The 25,539-nt window shown below is 64.1% G+C and carries 1 protein-coding gene (cut by a window edge); it reads right to left on the reverse strand.

The window, feature by feature from the left end:
* On the reverse strand, positions 1-25,539 hold the 3' portion of the coding sequence (locus QMK17_RS05510; protein ID WP_283507421.1) for a non-ribosomal peptide synthase/polyketide synthase. The gene runs 4,623 nt beyond the window's last position; only the last 25,539 of its 30,162 coding nucleotides appear in the window; its start codon lies beyond the right edge, outside the window — the gene reads right to left on this strand; its stop codon occupies positions 1-3.

Here is a 25,539-nt window from a genome sequence, read left to right on the forward strand (position 1 = left end):
TCAGCGTCCGATCACCGATTCGGCTGCATCGATCATCGATGCCACCGCCGCGGCGTAGCCTTGGGCGCCCAACGCGGGCAGGATGCCGGGAACGAGCTGCGAGAGCGCCACGGTGATCAGTGCTTCCGGCTTGAGCGTGGCACCCATGGCCTTCGAGACGGCGCCGAGCTTGCCACTCAATTCCTCGAAGGTGACGTCCCGGCCCTCATGACTCAGCACGATCGACGACGGCGATTTCAGAGCTGCTCCCGACACGAGCGCGGGCAGATCGTCCACAGTCTTCGCCGCGCGCTTCGGCGCGAACGCAGCTCGCTCGGACTCCGACAGAATATCGATCGAACGCAACGTCACGGCCGGATCCTGCGTCACTGCATCGAGAATTCGGACAAACCGATCGGCGAACTTCTCGACGGTCGATCTTGTGAAGATCGAGGTGGCGTAGTTGAACAGAGCCCGGATCTCCTGGAGGGAACCCGACTCGTCGAATTGCTCGATGGCCGTCAGCTGCAAGTCGAACTTCGCTTGATCCTCGTCGGCAGCCAGCGTCGACACCTCTAGTCCGGGCAGCGCGAACGTTCCGCTGACTGCGTTCTGGAACGTCAACATCACCTGGAACAGCGGCGAATACGCACTCGAACGGGTACGACCCATCGCCTCGACGAGTCGCTCGAACGGGACGTCGGCGTTGCCGAATGCTTTCAGGTCGCTCTCTCGTGTCCTGGACAGTAGGTCCGAGAAGGTGATCCCGCCCTCGACGTGGGTACGCAGCACAAGCGTATTGACGAACATGCCCACGAGATCGTCGAGCGCTTCCTCGCCGCGTCCTGCGGTAGGAGTACCGATTGCGATGTCGTCGGAGCCGCTCAACCGCGAGAGCAGCACAGCCAGGGCGCTGTGTACCACCATGAAGACCGTCGCATTGTGCTCGCGAGCAGTTTTCTCCACACGCTGGGCGATATCGGATCCGAGGGTGAACTCGTAGGCTTCGCCGATCGTCGACTGTCGGGCCGGTCGCGGGTGATCCGTCGGCAACGGCAGCAGGTCCGGTAGTCCTGCCAGTTCGGCTGTCCAGTAGGACAACTGCGAGGAGATGGCACTGGTTGGATCGCTCTCGCTGCCGAGAACCTCTCGCTGCCACAAGCTGAAGTCCGCGTACTGCACCGGCAGCGGCGCCCACTGAGGAGCGTCCCCAGCGGCGCGGGAAATGTAGGCCGCCATGACGTCCCGGATGAGCGGGCGCATGGAGAACCCGTCGGCGGTGATGTGGTGCGCGACGAGAGCGAACACATGGTCGGTCTCGCTCAGCGAGAACAACGCCGCACGCACCGGAACTTCGGTGGTCACATCGAAGCCGCCGCCGAGCACGGCCCCGACACGGGCGAACACGTCGGCCTCGGTGACCTCGACCGGGTGAAGATCCGACAGAGCGCCGGAGACCGAGCCGATGACCTGAATCGGTCCGTCAGCGCTGTCGGGGTATTTCGTCCGCAACACCTCGTGTCGTTCGACCACGTCGGCCATCGCTGCCGCGAACGCCCCGACATCCAACGCACCGGTGAATCTGACCGCGGCCGGAATGTTGTATGCCGCGGACTCGGTGTCGACCTGGTTGATGGTCCACATACGTTGTTGCGCGAGCGAGAGCGGAACTCTCGCAGGCCGAACGCGAGCAACCAACGGCACCCGTGCTCCGCCACCGACGAGAGGCTGGATCTTTGCAGCCAACGCCGACACCGACGATGCCTCGAAGATCGTCCTGACCGGAATCTGGGTGTCCAGAGCGGCTCCGAGCCTCGATACGATCTGGGTCGCTATCAGCGAGTTACCACCGAGGGCGAAGAAATCGTCGTCCAATCCGACTCGATCGAGACCGAGGACGTCGGCCAGCGTTCGAGCCACGACCTCCTCGACGGGGTTGGTCGGAGCGCGGAACTCACCGACAGTGGTCTCGGGCTTCGGCAGCGCCTTCCGGTCGAGCTTGCCGTTGGTGTTGAGCGGCAGAACATCGAGTACCACGTAAGCAGCCGGCACCATGTACGACGGCAGAGTTGCACCGAGCGCCGACTTGATCGTGTCGGTATCGACAGCCGAGGCATCGACTGCCCGCGACACGACGTACGCGACGAGCTGATCGCCGGTTCTGCCGTCGTTGTGGACCGTCACCGCCGCGTCCGCGACATTGTTCTGCGCCCGAAGAGCACTCTCGATCTCACCGAGTTCGATGCGGTAGCCGCGGATCTTGACCTGGAAGTCGGCGCGTTCGACGTAGTCTAGTTCGCCTGCCGACGTCCACTTGACGATGTCACCGGTGCGGTACATCCGCGCGCCACTGCGCCCGAAGGGGTGCGCGAGAAAACGATCAGCCGTCAGGTCTGCTCGGCCGTGGTACCCCCTGGCCAACTGAGCGCCTGCGAGGTACAGCTCGCCGCTGACTCCGACCGGAACCGGTTGCAGACGAGAGTCGAGGACGAGCACCTCACTGTTCCATTCGGGCCTGCCGATCGGCACGGACTGCGAGTCCTCTGCGCTCACGCGGTGCGAAGTGATCGACACCGCGGCCTCGGTCGGGCCGTACAGGTTGAACAACTCGGCAGAGTTGTTCTCCGCGAAGGCCTGCGCCGTGGACGCGGGAAGTGCTTCACCGATGGCGAGAACCCGGCGCAGGGTACTCGGCAGGGTGCCGCCCGACACCGAATTCAACATCGACAGCATCGACGGAACCACGTGCAACGTCGTGACTGCCTGCTCGCCCAACAGCGCGATCAGGTAGTCCGGGTCGCGGTGGCCGTCGGCAGTGGCGATCACCACGGACGCTCCGACGGTCAGCGCCGACCAGAACTCCCACACCGAGAGGTCGAATGTCGCAACTGTCTTGAGCAGCACAGAATCCGAGCTGTTCATCCCGAATTCGGCGTGCTTCCACAGCAACTGGTTGACGATCGCGCCGTGCGAGACCGCGACGCCCTTGGGCTTACCCGTGGAACCGGATGTGAAGATCACGTAGGCGGTGTTCTCGCTCCGAAGCGGGGAGAGACGCTCGGATGCCGTGAGCGGGCTGGAGTCGCTGTTCGAGGCCTCGAGGTCCGCGAGATCGACCGCACCGCGCGCAGCGGCAGCTTCGCTGGACGTCGTGATCACACACACCGGCTGCGCGATACCCAGTATGTACTCGGTTCGTTCGATCGGCTGATCGGGATCGAGGGGCACGTAGGCGCCGCCCGCTTTCACGATCGCGTACATACCCACCAGGAGGTCGACCGACCGGCGAATCCCCAGACCCACCAAGCTCTCCGGACCGACGCCTAGGCCGATGAGCGAGCGAGCCACCCGATTGACCCGTGCGTCGAAGTCGGCGTACGAGATCGATTCGCCCTCGTACACCAGCGCCGTTGCATCGGGATGAGTCCGGACTTGCTCGTCGAACATATCGACGAGTGTCTGCGACGTGTCGGTGTCCTGGGCGGTCTCATTCCAACCGGACACCAGTTCATCTCGTTCGGCTGCGTCGAGTACGGCAATGTCGCCGATCGCAATTCCCGGCTCGGCCACGACCGCTTCGAGAACGCGAACGAACCGGGACACGATCTTCTCGACCGTCGCGGCCTCGAACAGATCAGTCGCATATGTAACGAGTGCTTCGAAACCTGCCGGGGCACCGGCATCGTCGTACTTGTCGGCAAGGATGAGGTGGAGATCGAACTGCGAATTCCCCGAATCCGCGTCCACCGCCGACACCGTCAGATCGCCGAGTTCCAGCGAAGACCGCGCCACGTTCTGGAACGAGAAGCCCACCTGGAACAACGGATGCCGAGCGGTCGAGCGCGCCGGGTTGAGTACCTCGACGAGCCGCTCGAACGGGACATCCGAATTGGCGAATGCCTGCAGGTCGGTTTCGCGTGCCTGCGCGAGCAGGTCGGTGAAGCTCAGGCCACCGTTCACGTCGAGCCGGAACACCAGGGTGTTGACGAACATGCCGACGAGGTTGTCGAGCGCTGCCTCACCGCGGCCGGCGATCGGTGTGCCGATCGCGACGTCGCTCATCCCGGACAACCGAGCGAGCACAACCGAGAAGGCGGCATGAACCGCCATGAAGACCGTCGCGTTGTTCGCACGCGCGAGGTCCTGCAGTGCAGCATGGGTCTGCGCCGACACTGTGAATTGAACGCGGTCCCCGCGGAAGGTCTGATCGGCAGGCCGAGGCTTGTCGATCGGCAGCGTCAGCTGATCCGGCAAATCGGCGAGTGCGGTCTTCCAGTAGTCGAGCTGCTTCGCACCGACCGATGCCGAGTCGTCCTCGCGCCCGAGGACCTCCCGCTGCCACAGTGCGTAGTCGGCGTACTGCACCTCGAGCGGTGCCCACTGCGGCTCGGCGCCGTCGGCACGTGCCGCGTACGCCGTCATCAGATCGGTCGTCATCGGAACCATCGACGAACCGTCGGCGGAAATATGGTGCACCACCATTGCCACGACAAACTCGTTCTCGGCAATCCGGAACAACGTGACGCGAACCGGGACCTCGGCCGTCACGTCGAATCGAGTGGCAGCGAGCTCCATGACCTTCGCCGTGACCGACTCTGCGTCGACGTCCTCGACAGTCAAGGAGATGCCTGCCCGGCTGGTGGACAGAACCTGTTGCACCGGACCGGAATCCGTCTCCGGGTAGATGGTACGCAGTGTCTCGTGCCGCGCCAGAAGATCGCCGATCGCCGCTGCGAACGCAACCTCGTCGAGGGAGCCCGACAGGCGGAGTGCCATCGGGATGTTGTACGCAGTCGAGTTGCTGTCGAACCGGTTCAGGAACCACATGCGCTGCTGCGCAAGCGATAGCGGCACATGGGCCGGCCGCTCCCGCGCCACCAACTCGATGCGTCCGCCGCCCACAGCGGACTCCACACGTGCGGCGAGGTCACCCACCGACGATGCCTCGAACAGCAGGCGAACGGGCACCGACGCATCGAGTGCGCTCCCGAGCCTGGAGACGACCTGCGTTGCGATGAGCGAGTTGCCACCGAGCGCGAAGAAGTCGTCGTCGACGCCCACTCTCGACACCCCGAGCACGTCTGCGAACACACCGGCGACGATCTCTTCGATCGGAGTCGACGGCGCACGGAATTCGACTGCCGTGGCACTCGGCTCCGGCAGGGACTTGCGATCGAGTTTTCCGTTGACGGTCAGCGGAATCTCGTCCATGTTCACGAACGCCGACGGGACCATGTACTCGGGAACAAGCTCTGCGACGCCTGACCTGACCGCGTCGAGGTCGCGTGTTCCCACGACGTAGGCAACGAGCCTCACCGCACCCGGCGAGTCCTCACGTACGACGACCGCCGCCGCGGTGACGTCGGGCTGCGCCGACACTGCCGCTTCGATCTCGCCGAGTTCGATGCGGAAACCGCGCACCTTGACCTGATCGTCGGCGCGGCCCAGGTAGACGAGTTCTCCTGTGCTCGAGTCCTCTGCGCCAGCCGCATTGTCGGTCCACCGCGCGACGTCACCTGTTCGGTACAGCCTGCCTTCACCGAACGGGTTGGCCACGAATCGAACGGACGACAGGTCGGACCTACCGAGGTAGCCGCGAGCCAATTGCCCACCCGAGACGTACAGCTCGCCCGCTACACCCACCGGTACCGGCTGCAGGCGAGTGTCGAGAACGTAGACGCCGAGCCCCGAAATCGGCGCACCGATCACCGACGCCGATCCGATCGACTCCGCCGACAACGGTCGGAACGAGACGTGAACTGTCGTCTCGGTGATGCCATACATGTTGACCAGACGTGGTCCGGACTCCCGGCCACCAACACCCGAGCCGTCACCGTGGCGCGAGAACCACCCCTCCAGCCGGCGAGGCTCCAAGGCTTCGCCGCCGAAGATCACGTACCGAAGAGCCAGGTCACCCGAATCGGCACTCTGCACGCGATCGAGTTCGGCGAGCTGATAGAACGCGGACGGCGTCTGGTTCAACACCGTCACACCCTCGGTCACCAGAAGTTCACGGAAGGATTCCGGTGAGCGCGAGGTGAAGTAGTCCACCATGACCAAGGTTCCGCCGTACAGCAACGGACCCCACAGCTCCCACACCGAGAAGTCGAATGCGTACGAGTGGAACATCGTCCAGACGTCGCGCGAGTCGAATCCGAACGAAGAATCAGTGTTGTCCATCAACCGCAGCACAGTCTTGTGCGGGACGAGCACGCCCTTGGGCCTACCCGTCGATCCGGAGGTGTAGATGACGTATGCAAGGTTGTCCGCGCCGAGGGCAGCCAACCGTTCCGCATCCGCCACCGGAGCAGAATCGACAGACTCGTCGTCGGATACATCGACGATCGCGATCTCTCGATCGTGCACAGCCGCCATGGAGTCGGCAGCAAGCACGTCCGTCGTCGCCACCACGGCCACCGGCCCTGCATCGGCAATCATGAATTCGATGCGCTCGCTCGGGTAAGACGGGTCGACCGGCAGGTAACCGGCACCGGACTTCACGACGGCGAGCAACGCGACGATCAGATCGGCGGAACGAGGCAACGCAACCGCGACGAGTGAATCCGGCCGTGCGCCTACTGCGATCAACCGCCGCGCGAGACGATTCACGCGTCGATCGAGTTCGGTGTACGTCAACGACGTACCCGCGAACCGCACGGCGACACTGTCGGGATTCGCCGCGACCGCGGAATCGAACCGATCCACGAGCGTTCCGATGCCAGCCGAGATGTCGGGTCCCGAGGTGCTCCATTGCGTCAGAACACGATTACGGGACTCTGCGTCGACGATGCCGATGTCGCCGACCGCGATCGCCGAGTTCTCGACGATCGCATCCAGCACGGCGAGGAACTGATCGCCCATCGCCTCCACCGTCGAAGCGTCGAACAGATCTGTTGCATAGCTGACGTAGCACGTCAGCCCGCCCAGCTTTCCCGCGTCTTGGTTGTCGGTTTGTTCGAACGTGAACTGCACGTCGAACTTCGCGATCTCGGCATCGAACTGCAGTGGTTCCGCAGACAGACCCGGTAGCTCGAGCGCAGAGCGTCCCAGGTTCTGGAATGCCAGCACGACCTGAACGAGCGGATGCCTCGCCTGCGAACGCTCAGGATCGAGGATCTCCACCAACCGCTCGAACGGAACATCGGCGTGCGCGAACGCCTGCAGATCCACCTCACGCGTGTGAGCGAGCAGCTCGTCGAATCCGGTCGACGGCGCGACCTGCGTCCGCAGCACCAGGGTGTTGACGAACATTCCGATCAGATCGTCGAGCTCGGCGTCGCCGCGACCTGCGATGGGCGTACCGATCGCAATATCGTCCGATGCCGACAGCCGCGCCATCAACACGGCCAGCGCGCTGTGCACGACCATGAAAAGAGTCGAATTCTGCTGTCGGGCAATCCCGTCCAGCGCCGAGTGCAGTTCCGGCGAGACCGTGAATGTTCTCGTGCGGCCGCGGTTGCTCGCGACGGCGGGACGTGCGTGATCGAACGGGAGCTCCAGTTGATCTGCCAGCCCCGAAAGCTGAGTCGTCCAGTACGAAAGCTGCTCCGACACAGGCGACGCCGGATCGCTCTCGCTACCGAGCACACTTCGCTGCCACAGCGTGTAATCCGCGTACTGAACTGCGAGCGGTTGCCACGCCGGTGCGTCGCCCATAGCCCGCGCTGCATACGCGACCATCACGTCGGTGGTCAGCGGGCCCATGGAGAACCCGTCGGCCGCGATGTGATGAACGACGAACACGAGCACGTGCTCGGTCTCGCTCAGCTGCAGCAGCCGAACTCGGACGGGTACCTCACGGGTGACGTCGAAACCGGCAGACACCGTCTCGACGACGACGCTGAGTACGTCGGTCTCGGCCACGGCCGTCGGTTCGAGATCCACCTGAACCTCGCCGGTGGCCAACACCACCTGGTAACCGACGCCGTCGATCTCCGGGTACACCGTGCGCATCGTTTCGTGGCGACCGACGAGATCGACGACGGCGGCGTGCAGAGCATCGCGGTCGATGCCACCGCTCAACCGGATCGCGACTGGAATGTTGTTGACCGCCGACTCGGTGTCGAAGCGGTTGAGGAACCACATCCGCTGCTGCGCGAGCGAGAGCGGAATTCGTTCGGGACGTGGACCTGCCACCAGTGCTGCGCGGCCACCTGCACCGGCATGCTCTTCCACGCGTCGTGCAAGAGCGCCGACCGTCGATGCGTCGAACAAGGCACGAACCGGCACGCGTGCATCGAGTGCGGCACTCAGGCGAGCAACGATCTGGGTGGCGACGAGCGAGTTGCCACCGAGCGCGAAGAAGTCGTCGTCGAGGCCGACAACCGGGATGTCGAGAACGTCCGCGAAGACCTCTGCCACGATCTGTTCGATCGGAGTAACCGGTGCGCGGAACTCTACAGTCTCGAATGCAGGTTCGGGCAACGCCTTTCGGTCCAACTTGCCCGAACCGGTCAACGGAAGAGCGTCGAGTACGACAAACGACGCCGGAACCATGTATGCCGGAAGGCGTTCCGCCGCAGCGGCAGCAACAGCATCGGTGGTGCTCTCAGCCGAGAACACGATCCACGCGAGAAGACGGTCGGAGCGCACCGCAACCGTGGCCTGCGCGACAGAGTCGTCCGCCAGCAGTGCTGCCTCGATCTCACCGAGTTCGATGCGCTGACCACGCAGCTTGACCTGGAAGTCCGAGCGTCCGATGTAGTGGAGTTCACCGGCTGCATTCCAGCGAACGACGTCGCCGGTGCGGTACAGCCTGCCCTCCCCGAAGGGATTGGCGACGAATCGGTCCGCGGTGAGGTCGGGCCGGGAACTGTAGCCGCGTGCGAGCTGAAGCCCTCCGAGGTAGAGCTCACCCTCCGCACCGTCCGGCGCGGGACGAAGCGCGTTGTCCAGCACGTACAGCTGCGTGTTCCACACCGGTCGGCCAATCGGTACACCGGTGATGTCCGCCGCGGTGTACTCGTGAGAGGTCACATCGACGGCAGCCTCGGTCGGCCCGTACAGGTTGACGAGCCGGGCGGTCGGCAGCAACTCGCCGAGGCGAGCAGCGGTGGCCGACGGCAATGCCTCGCCGGACGCGAACACCCACCGCAGGCTCCGTGCGGAACCAGCCGACGGTTCGGAAGTGAACACCCCGAGCATCGACGGAACGAAGTGTGCAACGGATACGGACTCACGGCCGAACAGTTGCGCAAGGTAGGCGGGATCGCGGTGACCGTCGGGCCTGGCGATCACCATGCGTGCGCCGACCTGCAGCGGCCAGAACAACTCCCAGACCGACACGTCGAACGTCACCGGAGTCTTCTGCACGACCACATCGGATGCGGTCAGCGCGTACTCGGCCTGCATCCACTCGAGTCGGTTCACGATGGCGCGGTGACTGATGCTCACGCCCTTCGGCCGGCCGGTGGATCCGGATGTGAACAGCACGTACGCAGTGGTGTCCGCGGTCGGTGTGCCCGCCAATTCGGCTGCAGCGAGTGGTGTGTCCGAGAACCCGTCCAGTGCAATGTCGTCGATCGATACCAGCGGAGTGTCGCCGTTACCGACGAACGCGTCGGCGCCGGTGGACAACACCAGCACAGCGCCAGAGGTCTCGAGAATGTACTCGATGCGATCAGCCGGCTGCTCAGGATCGAGCGGCACGTAGGCACCACCGGCTTCGAGCACCGCGTAGATGCCGACCAACAGATCGACCGAGCGGCGCATACCGACTGCAACAGCGGAGTCCGGGCCGACTCCGCGGCCAACGAGGTAGCGGGCCAACCGATTGACCCGAGCCGAGAAATCACGGTAGGTGATCGTCTGGTCTTCGAACGTCAGCGCCGGGGCGTCTGGCGTCCGTTGGACCTGGGCCGCGAAGGCATCGAGGAGCATTCGATCGTCCACGGGGTGGGCGGTCGCGTTTCGCTCCTCCACCAGCAGAGTGCGTTCGGCAACATCGAGAAGCTCGATGTCGCTCAACCGCCTGCCGGGGTTGCCGGCGGCAGCAACGAGTATGCGTTCGACTCGGGCGAGCATTGCTACGACGTGATCACGATCGAACAGATCCTCGAAGTACTTCAGCGTCAGTCGAATACGGTCGTTGGCGACGATCAAAAGCGTCAACGGGTAGTGCGTACTGTCGTTCGACTCGACCCCGGTGACAGCCATACCGTCGATGCCGGACGCCTGTGCCGCCAGTCCTGCCTCATCGACCGGGTACGACTCGAACACTGTAAGGGTGTCGAAGAGGTTCCCCACGCCCGCAGCGCGCTGAACCTCGGTCAGACCCAGGTAGTGGTGATCCAGCAGATCTGCCTGTTCACCCTGAAGCCGAGTGAGAGCGGATTCGATGGTCTCGGCCTGGTCGAGTCGAACTCGGACCGGGATCGTGTTGATGAAAAGACCGACCATCGATTCGACGCCGGCGAGCCCGGCGGGTCTGCCCGAGACCGTTGCCCCGAACACGACATCGTCGCGACCGGTCGAAGCGGCGAGCAGAATGCCCCACGCCGCCTGCACGAGGGTGTTGACGGTGACACCGAGACGGGCTCCCAATGCCGTGAGTGACTGAGTGAGTTCCGCGGACAGAACCTTCTCGACCGCGCCCGAGCGCGAAGTGATCTCGCGGCCCGCCGACGCTTGATCCAGACTCGTCGGGGCCAGAATCGTCGGTTCGGGTGCGTCCTCGAGTGCACGAGCCCACACTCGCGCAGATTCTGCGTGGTCCTGACGATCGATCCACGACAAGAATGTCCGATACGACGCGACACGGGGCAGCGCCGAGGCATCACCGCGCACCGCGTAGAGCACGAGCAGATCCTTCATCAGCAGCGGCATTGACCAGCCGTCGACGAGGATGTGATGGTTGGCGAAAAGCAGTCTGAAGTCGCCGTCCGCGAGCTTCACCAACGTGAATCGCACGAGAGGCGCCTCGCCCGTGTCGAACTGAACCTCGTGCTCCCGGGCGCGGAGCTCCTCGTAGGCTGCCGTTCGCTCCCGGACGGGGCGATCGGTCAAGTCGTGCTCGGACCAGGGCACCGAGACATCGTCGACCACTACCTGGACGGAAGAACCGTCCGCTGTGGTGACGAATGCCGTGCGGAGGTTGTCGTACCGGTTCAACAGAGCCTGCGCGGCACCGCGCAAGCGAGCAGCGTCCACCTCGCCGGTGAGGGTGAGCACCATCTGCATCGTGTACACGTCGAGCGAGGGGCCCGCGAGCATGGCATGGAACAGCAGCCCCGACTGCAGAGGAGCGAGCGACCAGATATCGGCCGAGGACGGGTACTGCGTCTCGACCCTGTCGATATCGCTCTGCGTGAGCGAGACGAGCGGCACGTCGGACGGCGTCAGGCCACCGGTGGATCCGTCCGCCACGTAGACGGACAGCGCCGTGAGAGCTTCCACCCACAGCTCCGCCAGGTGTTGTACGGCAGGCTCGTCAAGTGCTCCGCGAGGAAACGCGAACGTCGCGGCAAGTTCCGAGTTCTCGCCCGACCCGCGGACGATCGCATTGATATCGACCGTCTTGTTGGCAGGCATGTCTGCGTCACCGACAACGGTGAGTTCGTCGAAATCGGCCGCGGGCAGCCAACCGTCGATACCGTCGGGCACCTCCCCCGTCGTCTGACGACCCAGGTAGTTGAAGCTGATCTGACCGGACGAGAGCTGCGAGAGTTCTTCTGCCGTCGTGCGATTGACGAAGCGCAGCAATCCGTAGCCCATTCCCTTGGCCGGGACGGCGAGTAGTTGCTCCTTCACCGCCTTGACGACCGAGGCGATAGCGGTGCCACTCCCGTCGAGCGCGGCTTCGGTGTCGATGCCTGCGAGATCGAGCCGTACCGGGAACAGACTGGTGAACCAGCCGACAGTGCGCGACAGGTCGGCGCCCGGTACGAGGGTCTCTTCCCTACCGTGTCCTTCGAGCTGAACGAGCGTCGCAGGTGCTTCGATCCCCTGCTGCGCACGCCAGCGTTCGACGGCGAGGGCGAGAGCCGCCAACAAGCCGTCGTTCACTCCCCCGCGGAAGGCTTCGGGAACGGCGGTGAGCAGCGCGTGCGTCACTGCGGGCGGTATCACGACCGACACGCGATCGACCGTCGACTGCACGTCGACGTCCGGATCGAATGCCCGCGCGCCGAGGATCGGGTCCTCGGTGGCCGACACCGCACGCCACAGACCAAGTTCCTCGCGGCGCAGCTCGGAGTTGGATTCCTCCAGCAACGCATGCGCCCAGCGACGTTCGGATGTCACCACTTCGGGAAGTGACGGAGTGTTGCCCAGCGCGATCTGCGCCCACGCAGACACGAAGTCGGGGACCAGAATTCGCCAGGAGACGCCGTCGACAACAAGGTGGTGCGCGAGAACGACCAGTCGGCCCGACCTGTCGGGGCCGAAGTCGATCCAGACGAAACGCAGCATCCGGCCCGTACGCGGGTCGAGATGACTCATCGAATCGTCGACAACGGCAGACGCTGCCGCCAAGATGTCGTCTCGATCGAGTGCGGGGTCGATCTCGGCCCGATCCACCACGGCGTCGATCTCGACGGACCCGGGCTCGGAAATCTCGAGACCCCACCCCTCGTCGTCGTGCACGAGGGTTGCGCGCAGGCCGTCATGACGATCCACTACAGCGGAAATTGTGTCGACCACGCCGTTGCGCTCGATTCCAACGGGCAGTTCCAGGGTCACCGACTGGACGAACCGAGAGAAGGACCCGCCGCGCTCGACCATCGACTGCGCGAACGGAGTCAACGGCATGCGGCCGATGCCTCCGCCCGGGAGTTCCTCGAGCACGGCCTGGCCGACAACGTCGTGTTCGGACGTCGCCACCGCAGCGAGCCGTGCAACCGTCTTCTGCTCGAACACGTCTCTCGGTGTGATGACGACACCGCGAGCCCGCGAGCGAGCTACGAGTTGGATGGACACGATACTGTCGCCGCCGAGAGCGAAGAACGAGTCGTCCGCTCCGACTCGTTCGAGTCCGAGAACGTCGGCGAATACCTCACTGAGGACGAGCTCGACGTCGGTTTCTGCACTTCGGAATTCCGCGTCGCTCTCGAAGACCGGCTTCGGCAATGCCTTTCGATCCAGCTTGCCCGACGGGCCGAGAGGAAGTCCGTCCAGCACGAGGACGATGGCCGGCACCATGTACTCCGGCACCTTCGACGCCGTGGACGCCAGCAACGACTCGACCTCGACGGACGAACCACCCGCGGGCACCACGTAGGCCACGAGTTGATCGTCGACCACGAGCACCACAGCCTGAGCCACGGACGTGTCGTCGACGAGGGCGGATTCGATCTCACCCAATTCGATGCGCAAACCGCGCAGCTTCACCTGGAAATCTGAACGCCCGATGTACTCGAGCTCGCCCGCCGAGGTCCAGCGAACGAGGTCACCCGTTCGATAAAGCCTGCCGCCGGCAGCGTCGAACGGGTCCGCGACGAATCGGTCCGCCGTCAGGTCGGGCCTGCTGTGATACCCCCGAGCCAACTGCACGCCCGCGAGGTAGAGCTCACCCACCATGCCGACCGACACCGACCTCATCCGGCCGTCCAGCACGTGCAGCCGGGTGTTGAAGACAGGTCGCCCGATCGGCACCGCGATGGAGTCCTCAGCCGAGAATTCATGGAAGGTGACGTCGACGGCAGCCTCGGTCGGCCCGTACAGGTTGACCAGCGCCACAGTCGGCAGCATGGCGATCGTTGCGCGCGCGGTCGACACCGGGAGCGCTTCGCCCGAGGCGAAGATCCACCGAAGCGAATCAGCGTGCACAGCTGTCGGTTCGGCAGCGAACACGGCGAGCATCGACGGCACGAAGTGCGCCACCGACACATCCTCGCCGCGCATCAGTGAGGCGAGATACACCGGGTCGCGGTGGCCGTCGGGCTTGGCGACGACCAATCGAGCACCGATCTGCAACGGCCAGAACAACTCCCAGACGGACACGTCGAATGTGACCGGAGTTTTCTGGACAACCACGTCGTCTGCACGGAGTTCGTACTGATCCTGCATCCACACCAGTCGGTTGACGATGGCGTGATGGCTGATTGCCACGCCCTTGGGGCGTCCGGTCGAACCGGATGTGAAGAGCACATACGCGACGTTGTTCGGCCGAAGAACATCCGCGCGATCGCCGTCGGTCACCGGAGCGTCCGAGAACGAGTCGAGCTCCATGGCGTCGAGCCGGGCAACCGTGACACCGTCGGCTGCGAAGCCGTCCCGGGTCGTGGTCAGTACCAGCGCCGCACCTGCGGTATCGAGGATGTACTGCACACGATCGGAAGGCTGATCCGGATCGACGGGAACGTACCCGCCTCCGGCCTTGATCACGCCATACAGGCCGATCATCAGATCCAGCGAACGTCGCAGCGCCAGTGCCACCAAGGATTCCGGCCCGACACCGCGAGAGATGAGTGCGCGAGCCACACGATTCGCGCGGCGGTCGAACTCGGCGTAGGTCAGCGACTCACCCTCGAAAGTCAGCGCAATCGCATCGGGGCTCGCCTGCACCTGTGCGTCGAACATCGAAACGAGTGTCGCCGACGGGTCGACGTCGCGGGCGGTGTCGTTGACGCCCGCAAGGAGTGCACGCTCGCTCGGGTCGGACAAGTCGACGTCGCCGATGGCAAGAGTCGGTTCCCCGGCGAAGGCGTCGAAAATCCGCTGCAGTCTGCCGATCATGGCGGAAATGTCGGCGGCGTCGAACACATCGGTCAGGTACTTGAGCTTCAGGTGCACCCGAGTGTCGACTGCGATCAGCAGTGTCAGCGGGTAGTGCGTTGCATCTTCCAGCGCAACATCGGCGACCGACATGTCGTCTATGTTCTTCGCTTGCTCGGCAAGACCTGCCTCGTCGACGGGGTACGACTCGAACACCGTCAGTGTGTCGAACAGCGCACCGAGACCAGTGGCTCGCTGAATCTCGTTGAGCCCCAGGTAATGATGATCGAGCAGATCCGCCTGCTCGCCCTGCAGGCGCACGAGGGCCGTTTCGATGGACTCGTGTCCATCGAAACGCACTCGCACCGGCAGGGTGTTGATGAACAGACCCACCATCGACTCGACGCCCGCAAGGCCGGCAGGACGGCCGGACACGGTTGCGCCGAACACGACGTCGTCGCTTCCCGTCGAGCGCCCGAGGAGAAGACCCCACGCCGCTTGCACCATCGTGTTCAGGGTGACGCCGAGGCGTGCACCCACCGACTGCAGCGATGACGAGAGGGCCGCGCTCAAATCGAGCGACAACTCGCCGGAGTCCGCGGAGACCGCGCGGTTCTGGTCGACGGAGGACAGCATCGTTGGCTCTTCCACGCCGGCCAGCGCGTCGATCCACTTCCTTGTCGATGCCGACGCGTCCTGCTCAGCGACCCAGGCGAGGAAGGAGCGGTACGACCGTACGCGAGGCAATGGCGATGCATCACCGCGAAGTGCGTACAGCGCAAGCAGATCTCGCATGAGCAGCGGTGTCGACCAACCGTCGAGCAGCAGGTGGTGGCTGGAGACGAGAAAGCGATAGTCCGAATCCGAGATCTTGACGAGGGTGAACCGCATCAGCGGCGCCATCGTCAGATCGAAATGTTCACTCTTGTCGCGGGCACGGAGTTCTTCGAACGCGGCCTCGCGTACGTCGGCGTCGAGATCGGTCAGATCGACATCGCGCCACGGAACCTCGACGCGGCCGAGCACCAACTGCACCGAGGTGCCGTCGGCGTTCTGCACGAACGCGGCGCGAAGGTTGTCGTACCGGTCGAGCAATGCCTGTGCGGCACCGCGCAATCGGTCACGATCCACGGTGCCGGTCAGCTTCAGCAGAACCCGCATCGTGTACACGTCGAGTGTCGCCTGTGAAATCAATGCGTGGAACAGCAACCCGGATTGCAACGGGGCGAGGGACCAGATATCGGCCACACCGTTCCCGGTGAATTCCGACTCCCACCCGTCGATGTCCCGCTGCGACACCTTTGCCAACGGAACATCGGAGGGTGTCAAGCCGCCTGCACTCTCGGCGGCAACGTGTTCGGTCAACGCGGTGAGCGCATCGGTCCACAGCTCGGCGAACTCGGCGACATCGCTCCGGGACAGGATCCCCTGAGGGAACGTGAAACTCGCGGTCAGGCGCGGTCCGTCGGCGGTGTCCACGACTGCAGAGTTGATGTCGACGGTCGCGTTGGCGGGCATATCGGCGTCGCCGGGTGCCCCGACGTCGGCCAACACCGCGGACGGGAACCACGCGCCGCCGGTGAGCTCCTCCGAGATCCCCTGAGTCGACACTCTTCCCAAGTAGTTGAAGCTCAGCTGCGGTGTGTTCGATGCCGCTTCGAGAATCTTCGCCGTCTCGCCGTTGAGGAAACGCAAAAGTCCGTACCCCATGCCCTTGTCGGGCACGGCGAGCAGTTGTTCCTTGATCGCTTTGACTGCCGATCCCATCGCGGGTCCCGCGGCGAATGCATCGCGTACATCGATGCCGCGCAGATCGAAGCGGACCGGGAACGCGCTAGTGAACCAGCCGACCGTTCGAGACAGATCGGCACCGGGAACCATGTCCTCCTCGCGGCCGTGGCCTTCGAGTTTGACGAGCGCCTCGGCGAACTCCACACCACGACGGGCGCGCCAGCGGGTTAACGCCAAGGTCAGTGCAGCGAGAAGTCCGTCGTTCACACCCCCGTTGAAGGCTCCGGGAACCCCGGTGAGCAACGAGTCGGTGATTGCCTCGGACAACTCGATATCGACTCGATCGGTAGTCGACAACGTATCGACGCGCGCATCGAACGGCCGCGAACCCAGCTGCGGATCGCTGCCGGCGAGTGCTTCGGTCCACCAGGTGACCTCGGCTTCGCGCGGACCATCATGCGCGGCGTCGACGAGTCCATGCGCCCACCGGCGCATCGAGGTTCCGATCGCCGGCAGCGCGATTGCCTGCTCGGCGGCACCTTGACCCCAGGCGATCGCAAGGTCGGGGAGAAGAATTCTCCACGACACACCGTCGACGACGAAGTGATGCGCCACGACGAGCAGAATGCCGGGCCTCGTTGCATCGGACTCTCGGGCAGCAGTGCCCGGGGTGTCACGCTCGAAATCGAACCAGAGAACCTCGAGCATCCTGCCAGTTTCCGGATCGAGACGCCCCTTGGCCGAGTCCAACTCGCGTTCCGCGCGAGCTCGTAGCTCTGCGTCGCCGATCGTGCGTTCCAGCGGAATGCGACGCAGCATTCCGTCGACGTCGGCCGTTCCGACCGCGCGAACGTGAACCGTCCACTCGCCGCCCTCGGCACGCTCGACCACGGACCTCAGCATGTCGTGGTGATCCACCACGGCGCCGATGGTCCGCGTGAGCAGACCGTGGTCGATCCCGGTGGGCAACACGACCGCAACGGACTGAGCGAACCGTCCGAACCCGCCAGGACCGTCGACGATCGACTTCATGATCGGAGTGAGAGCAAGCGGTCCGATGCCACCACCGGTCAGCTCCTCGAGCACCTCACGCTCCACGGTCTCACCGAGCACGGTGGCGACCTCGGCCAGGCTCGCAACCGACTTGCGCTCGAAGACGTCACGAGGCGTGAACGAAATGCCTCGAGCACGCGCCCGCGAGACCAACTGAATGGACACGATGCTGTCGCCACCGAGCGCGAAGAACGACTCGTCGACGCTGACGCGCTCGGTGTTCAAGACGTCGGCGAACACCTCGGCGATGATCGTCTCGATCTCGTTGCTCGCGCCACGGAACTCCTGCTCGTGGAACACCGGTTCCGGCAATGCCGCACGGTCGAGCTTTCCGACCGGCGTGAGCGGTACCGAATCCAGCACGATGATCGACGCCGGAACCATGTGGCTCGGAAGGGACCCTGCGAGAAATTCCTGCAGCTGCTCGACATCGACGACGCCGCCCTTGACCGGAAGTACGTATGCAACCAGACCTGTGACGCCACTGGGCAGTTCACGACCCAGCGTTGCCGCATACGACACGCTCTCGTGCTGCACGAGGGCAGCATCGATCTCGCCGAGTTCGACACGGAAACCACGTACCTTGATCTGGAAGTCCGAGCGCCCGACGTATTCGATGTTCACTGCTGCCGGATCGGACGAGACAGCATCGGATCCGAATGTCCACCGCACGACATCGCCGGTCCGGTACATCCGGGAACCGGGCGCACCGAATGGATTCGACACGAACCGCGACGCCGTCAAGTCTTCCCTGGCGTGATAACCCCGGGCCAGCGCGCCCCCCGCAAGATAGAGCTCTCCTGCCGCACCGACGGGCACCGGGTTGAGGCGGCCGTCGAGAACGAGTGCGGACATTCCGTGAATCGGCCGACCGACGGTGATCGGCTTGCCGGGCCGCAGCTCGGCAAAGGTCGAAATGATCGTCGTCTCGGTCGGCCCGTAGCCGTTGAAGTACCTACGCCCTTCCGCCCAGCGAGCGAGCAGGTCCGGCGTGGTCACGTCTCCGCCGACAGATGCGACCCTCAGCGAATCCACACCCGACGGATCCATCGTCCCGAGAACTGCCGGGGTAATGATCGTGTGACTGACCTGCTCGGTCTTCAGCAACTCAGCGAGATCCTCGCCGCCGATGATCGACGCGGGCACCACGACGAGGGTCGCACCCTCCGAGAACGCCGCCATCCATTCCAGCACCGACGGGTCGAAACTCGGCGAACAGATATGAAGGAAGCGCGAACTGGAATCCAGATGATAGAGATCGGTTGCCGCATCGAGCACGCCGCCGAGCCCAGCGTGTGTGACGACGACGCCCTTGGGCATACCCGTCGATCCCGACGTGTAGATCATGTAGGCGGCGTGGTCGATCGCCAGGGCGGAGGTTCTGTCGGCATCGGTGACGGGTACGTCGGACTGGCCCATCACGAACGCGTCGAAGTCAGGATCGTCGATCGACAACCATTCCGTCGTGTTCGGGAGTTCGTCCACATACCGAGTCGAAGTGATCCCGAACAGTGCCCCGGAGTCGCCGAGCATGTGTTCGACACGGCCGGGAGGGTAGGTCGGATCGACGGGCAGATGTGCCGCACCCGATTTCGCGACCGCCCAGACGGCAAGCACCATCTCGTAGGAACGAGGGAACGCCAGCGCAACGATGCGCTCGGGTCCCGCGCCTCGTTCGATCAGCGCGCGCGCCATCCGCGTGGAGGTCGTGTCGAGCTCGCGATACGAAATGGAACGACCGTCGGCGCGCACCGCAATGCCGTCCGGACTGATGCCGACTCCGCGCTGGAAGATCTCGGCCAGTGTGCCGCCGTGCGTGACGTCGTCGCCGTGCACGTGCGTCAACCGGTCGTACTCGTCGTCCTCGAGGATGATGAGATCGCCGACGGGACGATCAGGGGCCTCGACGGCGCCACGCAGGATCCGAACGAATCGGCGCGCGAAGACCTCGACGGTATCGGCGTCGAACAGTGCAGTGGCGTAGGTGAACTCGGCTGAGATGCCGGTATGCGCACCGGTCTGATCGGTGTGCTCGCTGAGCAGCAACGACAGGTCGAACTTCGCCACGTCGACATCGAAGTCGACGGCGCTGATCTTCAGTCCCGGCAGTTCGAAACTGGTCTCGGGAAGGTTTTGGAACGACAGCGCGACCTGGAACAGCGGATGCCGAGCGGTGGACCGTTCCGGGTTCAGAATCTCGACCAACCGCTCGAACGGCACATCGGCATGACCGAAGGCCTTGAGATCGTTTTCACGATTCTGCTCGAGCAGATCGGCGAACCCTGCGCCGCCGTCGACATCCGAACGCAGCACGAGCGTGTTGACGAACATGCCGATCACGTCATCGAGTTCGGCCTCGCCGCGGCCTGCGATCGGTGTACCGATCGCGATGTCGGCGGTACCCGACAACCGAGCCAACAACACTGCGAGTGCCGAATGAACCACCATGAACAGTGTGGTTCCGGTTTGTCGAGCCAACCCGACCAGATCCCGATGAAGCTCGGGGTCGATCCGGAATCGGGTGGTCCCACCGTCGAAGGACTGTACGACCGGCCGCGGACGATCGAACGGAAGGACCAGTTCCTCGGGCAATCCCGCCAGGGTGGTCTTCCAGAACGCCGCCTGCAGAGAGATGAGCGAACTCGGATCCTTCTCGTCGCCGAGAACCTCACGCTGCCACAGCGTGTAGTCGGCGTACTGGACCGGTAACGGCGCCCAGCCGGGGGCTTCTCCGACCGTCCTGGCTGCATACGCCACCATCACGTCGCGCGTCAGCGGTCCCATCGACCATCCGTCCGCACTGATGTGATGCGCCACGAACACAAGCACGTAGTCCTCGCCGGACAGCTCGAACAGCACGGCGTGCAACGGCACCTCGGTGGTGACGTCGAATCCTGTCGACACGATCGAGAAGATCCGTGCGAGAAGTTCGTCCTCACGCACGGAGACCGGCGACAACACCGGAACTGCCGACGCCGTCGACAGAACCACCTGTGCCGCAACACCATCGGTCTCGGGGTATACGGTGCGGAGCGACTCGTGCCGCTCCAGCACATCGCCGATCGCAGCCTGCAGCGCCGAGACATCGAGACGGCCGGACAGCCTTATGGCGACGGGGAGGTTGTTCACCGCCGACTCGGTGTCGAAACGGTTGAGGAACCACATTCGCTGCTGGGCAAGCGAGAGTGGTACTCGGTCCGGTCGCGTACGGGCGACCAACGGGACACGGCCCCCACCGACGTGCGATTCCGCTCGGGCAGCCAAACCTTCGACAGTGGACGCTTCGAACAGGACTCGCACCGGAACACGTGCTCCCAGCGCTGCGCCCACCCGAGAGACGACCTGAGTCGCGATCAGAGAGTTGCCCCCCAGTTCGAAGAAGTCGTCGTCGAGCCCGACGCGGGGCGCACCCAGTACGTCGGCGAACACTCCAGCCACGATTTCTTCCACCGGAGTACGAGGCGCGCGGAAGGCGCGAGACTCGAACACCGGATCTGGCAAAGCATTTCGGTCGAGCTTGCCCGAACCGCCGAGTGGTAGCTCATCGAGCACCACGAACGTCGACGGCACCATGTAGGTCGGCAGAAGTGTCGATACCGCGTTCTGCAGCGCACCGGTGTCCACCGAACCGCCCGCCGCGGGAACGACGTACCCGACGAGTTGATCCGAACGCACCAGCACCACAGCCTGAGCCACCGAGACGTGACCGAGCAGTGCGGTCTCGATCTCACCCAACTCGATTCGCAAGCCGCGCAGCTTGACCTGGAAGTCCGTACGACCCAGATACTCCAGTTCGCCCGAAGCCGACCACCGCACGAGGTCTCCGGTTCGGTACATCCGCGCACCGTCGTCGAACAGGGACGCCACGAACCTGTCGGCAGTGAGGTCGGCGCGACCGAAGTAGGCACGCGCCACCTGTGTACCCGCAAGATACAACTCTCCTGCAACACCGATGGGAACGGGACGCAGTCGCGAATCCAGCACCAGCACACGCGCATTCCATACCGGCGAACCCATCGGGGCGGATGCACCGGGCACCCGCCACCCGGCCACACCGGCGACCGGACGAGCCGTCGCATGCACTGCGAATTCTGTCGGGCCGTACAAGTTGTGGATACCGGCACCGGGCAATGCAGCTGCGGCCGTGTTCACGACCGAGACCGGTAGCGCTTCTCCCGCCACCAACACCGTGCGAAGGGAGGAGCAACCCCCGACGCCGATCGCCGACACGAAAGCCGACAACACCGAGGGCACGAAGGACGTCGCCGTCACGCCTTCGGATTCGACAACCGACACGAGGTACCCCGGATCACGGTGGCCATCGGGCTCCGCGACCACCAATCGGGCCCCAACGGCCAACGCACCGAACAGTTCCCACACCGACACGTCGAATGTGAACGGGGTCTTCTGAAGAACGACGTCATCGACATCGACACCGTATTCCGCAACAAGCCAGCGCACCTGGTTGACGACCGAGACGTGCGAGACGGCAACGCCCTTCGGACGGCCCGTGGAACCGGAGGTGAAGATCACGTACGCGACATTGCCGGAACGCAGCGGAGAGATGCGATCGGCGTCGGACAACAAGCGAGGAGACACCGAGTCGAGATCGAGACGGTCGACGTCCATCGTCTTCGCAGTGGTCGGCGCATCGAAGGACTCGCGCGCTGTCGTGAGGACCACCACGGGTGCGGCAACCTCGAGAATGTACTTGTTGCGTTCGACGGGCTGATCGGGATCGACCGGAACGTAGCCGGCGCCGGAACGAAGAACAGCGTACAGCGAGACGATCATGTCGAGCGAGCGGCGCATGGCCACCGCGACGAGTAGATCAGGGCCGACCCCTTCGCCGACGAGTACGCGCGCCAGACGATTGATCCGTGCATCGAGGTCAAGGTAGGTGACAGGCTCACCATCGAACACGACTGCCACCGCGTCGGGACGCGCCGCCACCTGGGCATCGAAAGCGTCGAGCAGCGTAGCTTCGGTGTCCAGAACGTGCTCGGTGTTGTTCCAGGACTTCAGGATCAGACCGCGCTCGACAGCATCATAGATTTCGATGTCACCGACCTTCACGGTCGAGTCCCCGATGACGGCGTCCAGCACGAACAGGAATCGATCGGCGAACGATGCCACCGTCGTCTCGTCGAACAAATCTGTCGCGTAGGTGAATTCGGCAGACAATCCATCCGCCTGCCCACCGGAGGTGAGTCGTTCCGTCAACGTCAGCTGCAGATCGAACTTGGCCACGGCCACATCGAGGTCGACGCTGTCGATGCTGAGCGCAGGCAGATCGAGATGGGTCGGACCGAGGTTCTCGAAGGAGAGCATCACCTGGAACAACGGATGCCTGGCGGTCGAACGCGATGGATTGAGCACCTCGACGAGCCGCTCGAACGGAATGTCGGAGTGCGCGAACGCGCCGAGCGCGGCCTCGCGTGCATGCGCCAGTTGGTCGTTGAACGTCTCGTGCCCGTCCACCTCGGTGCGCAATACCAGTGTGTTGACGAACATGCCGACGACGTCGTCGAGCGCTTGTTCCCCTCGTCCCGCGACGGGAGTACCGATTGCGATGTCGTCGCTGCCCGACAGACGCGACAACAAGACTGCGAGAGCAGCGTGAATCACCATGAACAGCGACGCGTTTCGCTCTCGGCCGAGGTCGAGAAGCCCTTGGTGGATCCGACGGTCGATCTCGAACTCGACCGTGTCGCCGCCGAACGACTGCCGCGCGGGTCGATGCCGATCGGTCGGCAAGTCCAGTTGGTCCGGGAGACCCGCGAGTGCGTTCTTCCAGTACGCGACCTGCTCCGAGATCAGCGAAGTCTCGTCGTCCTCGGAACCGAGAGTCGCGCGCTGCCAGAGTGTGTAGTCGGCGTACTGCACGGGCAGGGGAACCCAGTCGGGCGACTCCCACTGGGTTCGAGCCGCATAGGCGACCATGATGTCGCGGGCCAACGGCCCCATCGACCATCCATCGGCCGAGATGTGATGGACGACCATCGTCAATACGTGTTCGGTCGCTGCGATCTCGAACAGTTGCGCCCGAACGGGCACGTCGGCGGTCACGTCGAACCCGGTGGATGCGAGTTCAGCGATGGCCTTCTGCAGTTCCCCGACCGTGGTGTCGACCGGCATCAGGTTGGGCACGATCTGAGCCGCGTCCTGCACCACCTGGTGCGGCCCATCCGCCGAATCCGGGAACACGGTCCGCAGCGACTCGTGCCGATCGATGACGTCCATGATGGCAACTTGCAGTGCAGGCACATCGAGTACGCCGGACAGTCGAAGTGCGATCGGCAGATTGTACGTCGCCGATTCGGTATCGAAACGGTTGAGGAACCACATGCGCTGCTGCGAAAGGGACAGCGGAATCCGCTCCGGTCGAACACTTCTGGACAAAGCTATGCGCGCTCCGCGGCCTGCGGCCTGCTCGGCTCTGATTGCCAGTTGTGCAACTGTCGGCGACTCGAAGATGGCGCGCACCGGCACCTGAGCATCGAGAGCGGCACCGAGCCGCGCGACAACCTGCGTGGCGATCAGCGAATTTCCGCCGAGCTCGAAGAAGTCGTCGTCGAGACCCACAACGGGAACACCGAGCACATCGCTGAAGACGGTCGCGACCGTCTCCTCGATGGGAGTCGTCGGAGCGCGGAACTGACGGAAGCTGATGCCCAGTTCCGGTTCGGGAAGTGCCCTGCGATCGAGTTTGCCGATCGGGGTCAACGGAACTACGTCGAGTACCACGATCGCCGAGGGCACCATGTAGTTCGGCAGCAGGCGAGCGACGTACTTCGTGAGTTCGTCCTTGTCGATGCCTGCGGAGCCATGCACGTATGAGACGAGTGCCGTTTGACCCGAATGCATTTCATGACCGAGCGTTGCCGCGAAGGTGACTGCGGGGAATGACTCGAGTGCCCCGTCGATCTCCCCGAGCTCGATGCGGAAACCACGCACCTTGACCTGGAAGTCCGAACGTCCTACGTACTCGATCGCAAAGTCACCGGTCCAGCGGACGACGTCGCCCGTGCGGTACATCCGCGTTCCGTCACCGGCATACGGGTCTGCCACGAATCGCTCGGATGTCAGGCCGGCGCGCCGGTAGTACCCGCGCGCGACGGCGTCTCCCGACAGATACAGCTCACCCGCGACACCAGCGGGAACCGGCTGCAGACGGGAGTCCAGAATCAGAGCGCCGACGCCGGGCACAGGACTACCGACCGTGATTCGCTCGCCGACGAACAGTTCCCCGCGAGTCGACACGATCGTGGTTTCGGTGGGGCCGTACGCGTTGAAGAACCGGCGGCCCGGCGCCCAGCGAGCGACCAGATCCGCCGCGGATGCCTCGCCGCCGACGGACAGCAGTTCCAAACTGTCCAGACCCGCTGGATCGATCGATCCGAGAACGGCGGGGGTGATGATGGCGTGCGTGACCTCGGCCTCCGCGAACAACCGGTGAAGTTCGGGACCACCAATTATCGACGGTGGTGACACGACGAGAGTCGCGCCGGCCGATGCTGTGAGTGCCCATTCGAGAACCGCCGGGTCGAAGCTCGGCGAGATGACGTGCAGGAAACGGGATTCAGTTGTCACCCGATACAAATCCCGCGACTGATCGATCAGTCCGGACAGTCCGCGATGAGTGACACTGACTCCCTTGGGCAGTCCGGTCGAACCCGAGGTGTAGATGACGTAGGCGGGATGATCGAGCCGCAGCGGTGTCGTCCGATCCTCGTCGGAGACGGCTGTCGCCGGATATCGGGCGACAGCGTTCTCGAACTCGGCGTCGTCGATTGCCCACCACTCGCAGGTACCCGGCAATTCGCCGACTCGGGTCGAGGAGGTGATTCCGACGAGCGCTTCCGAGTCCGACAGCATGTGTCGCACCCGATCGATCGGGTGTTCAGGGTCGACGGGTACCCAAGCGGCACCAGCCTTCGCCACGGCCCAGATGGAAACAATCATCTCCAGCGAGCGCGGAAAAGCAAGTGCAACAACAGACTCCGGACCGACTCCGCGATCGATCAGATAGCGCGCGTATCGATCGGTGATCTCGTCGAGCTCTCGATACGTCACCGAGACATCAAGAGTACGCACCGCAACGCCGTCCTCGTTGGCTGCTAC

Origin of the sequence: Rhodococcus sp. G-MC3 (genome assembly GCF_030063335.1) — a bacterium.
In the GTDB taxonomy this organism is placed as follows: domain Bacteria; phylum Actinomycetota; class Actinomycetes; order Mycobacteriales; family Mycobacteriaceae; genus Rhodococcoides.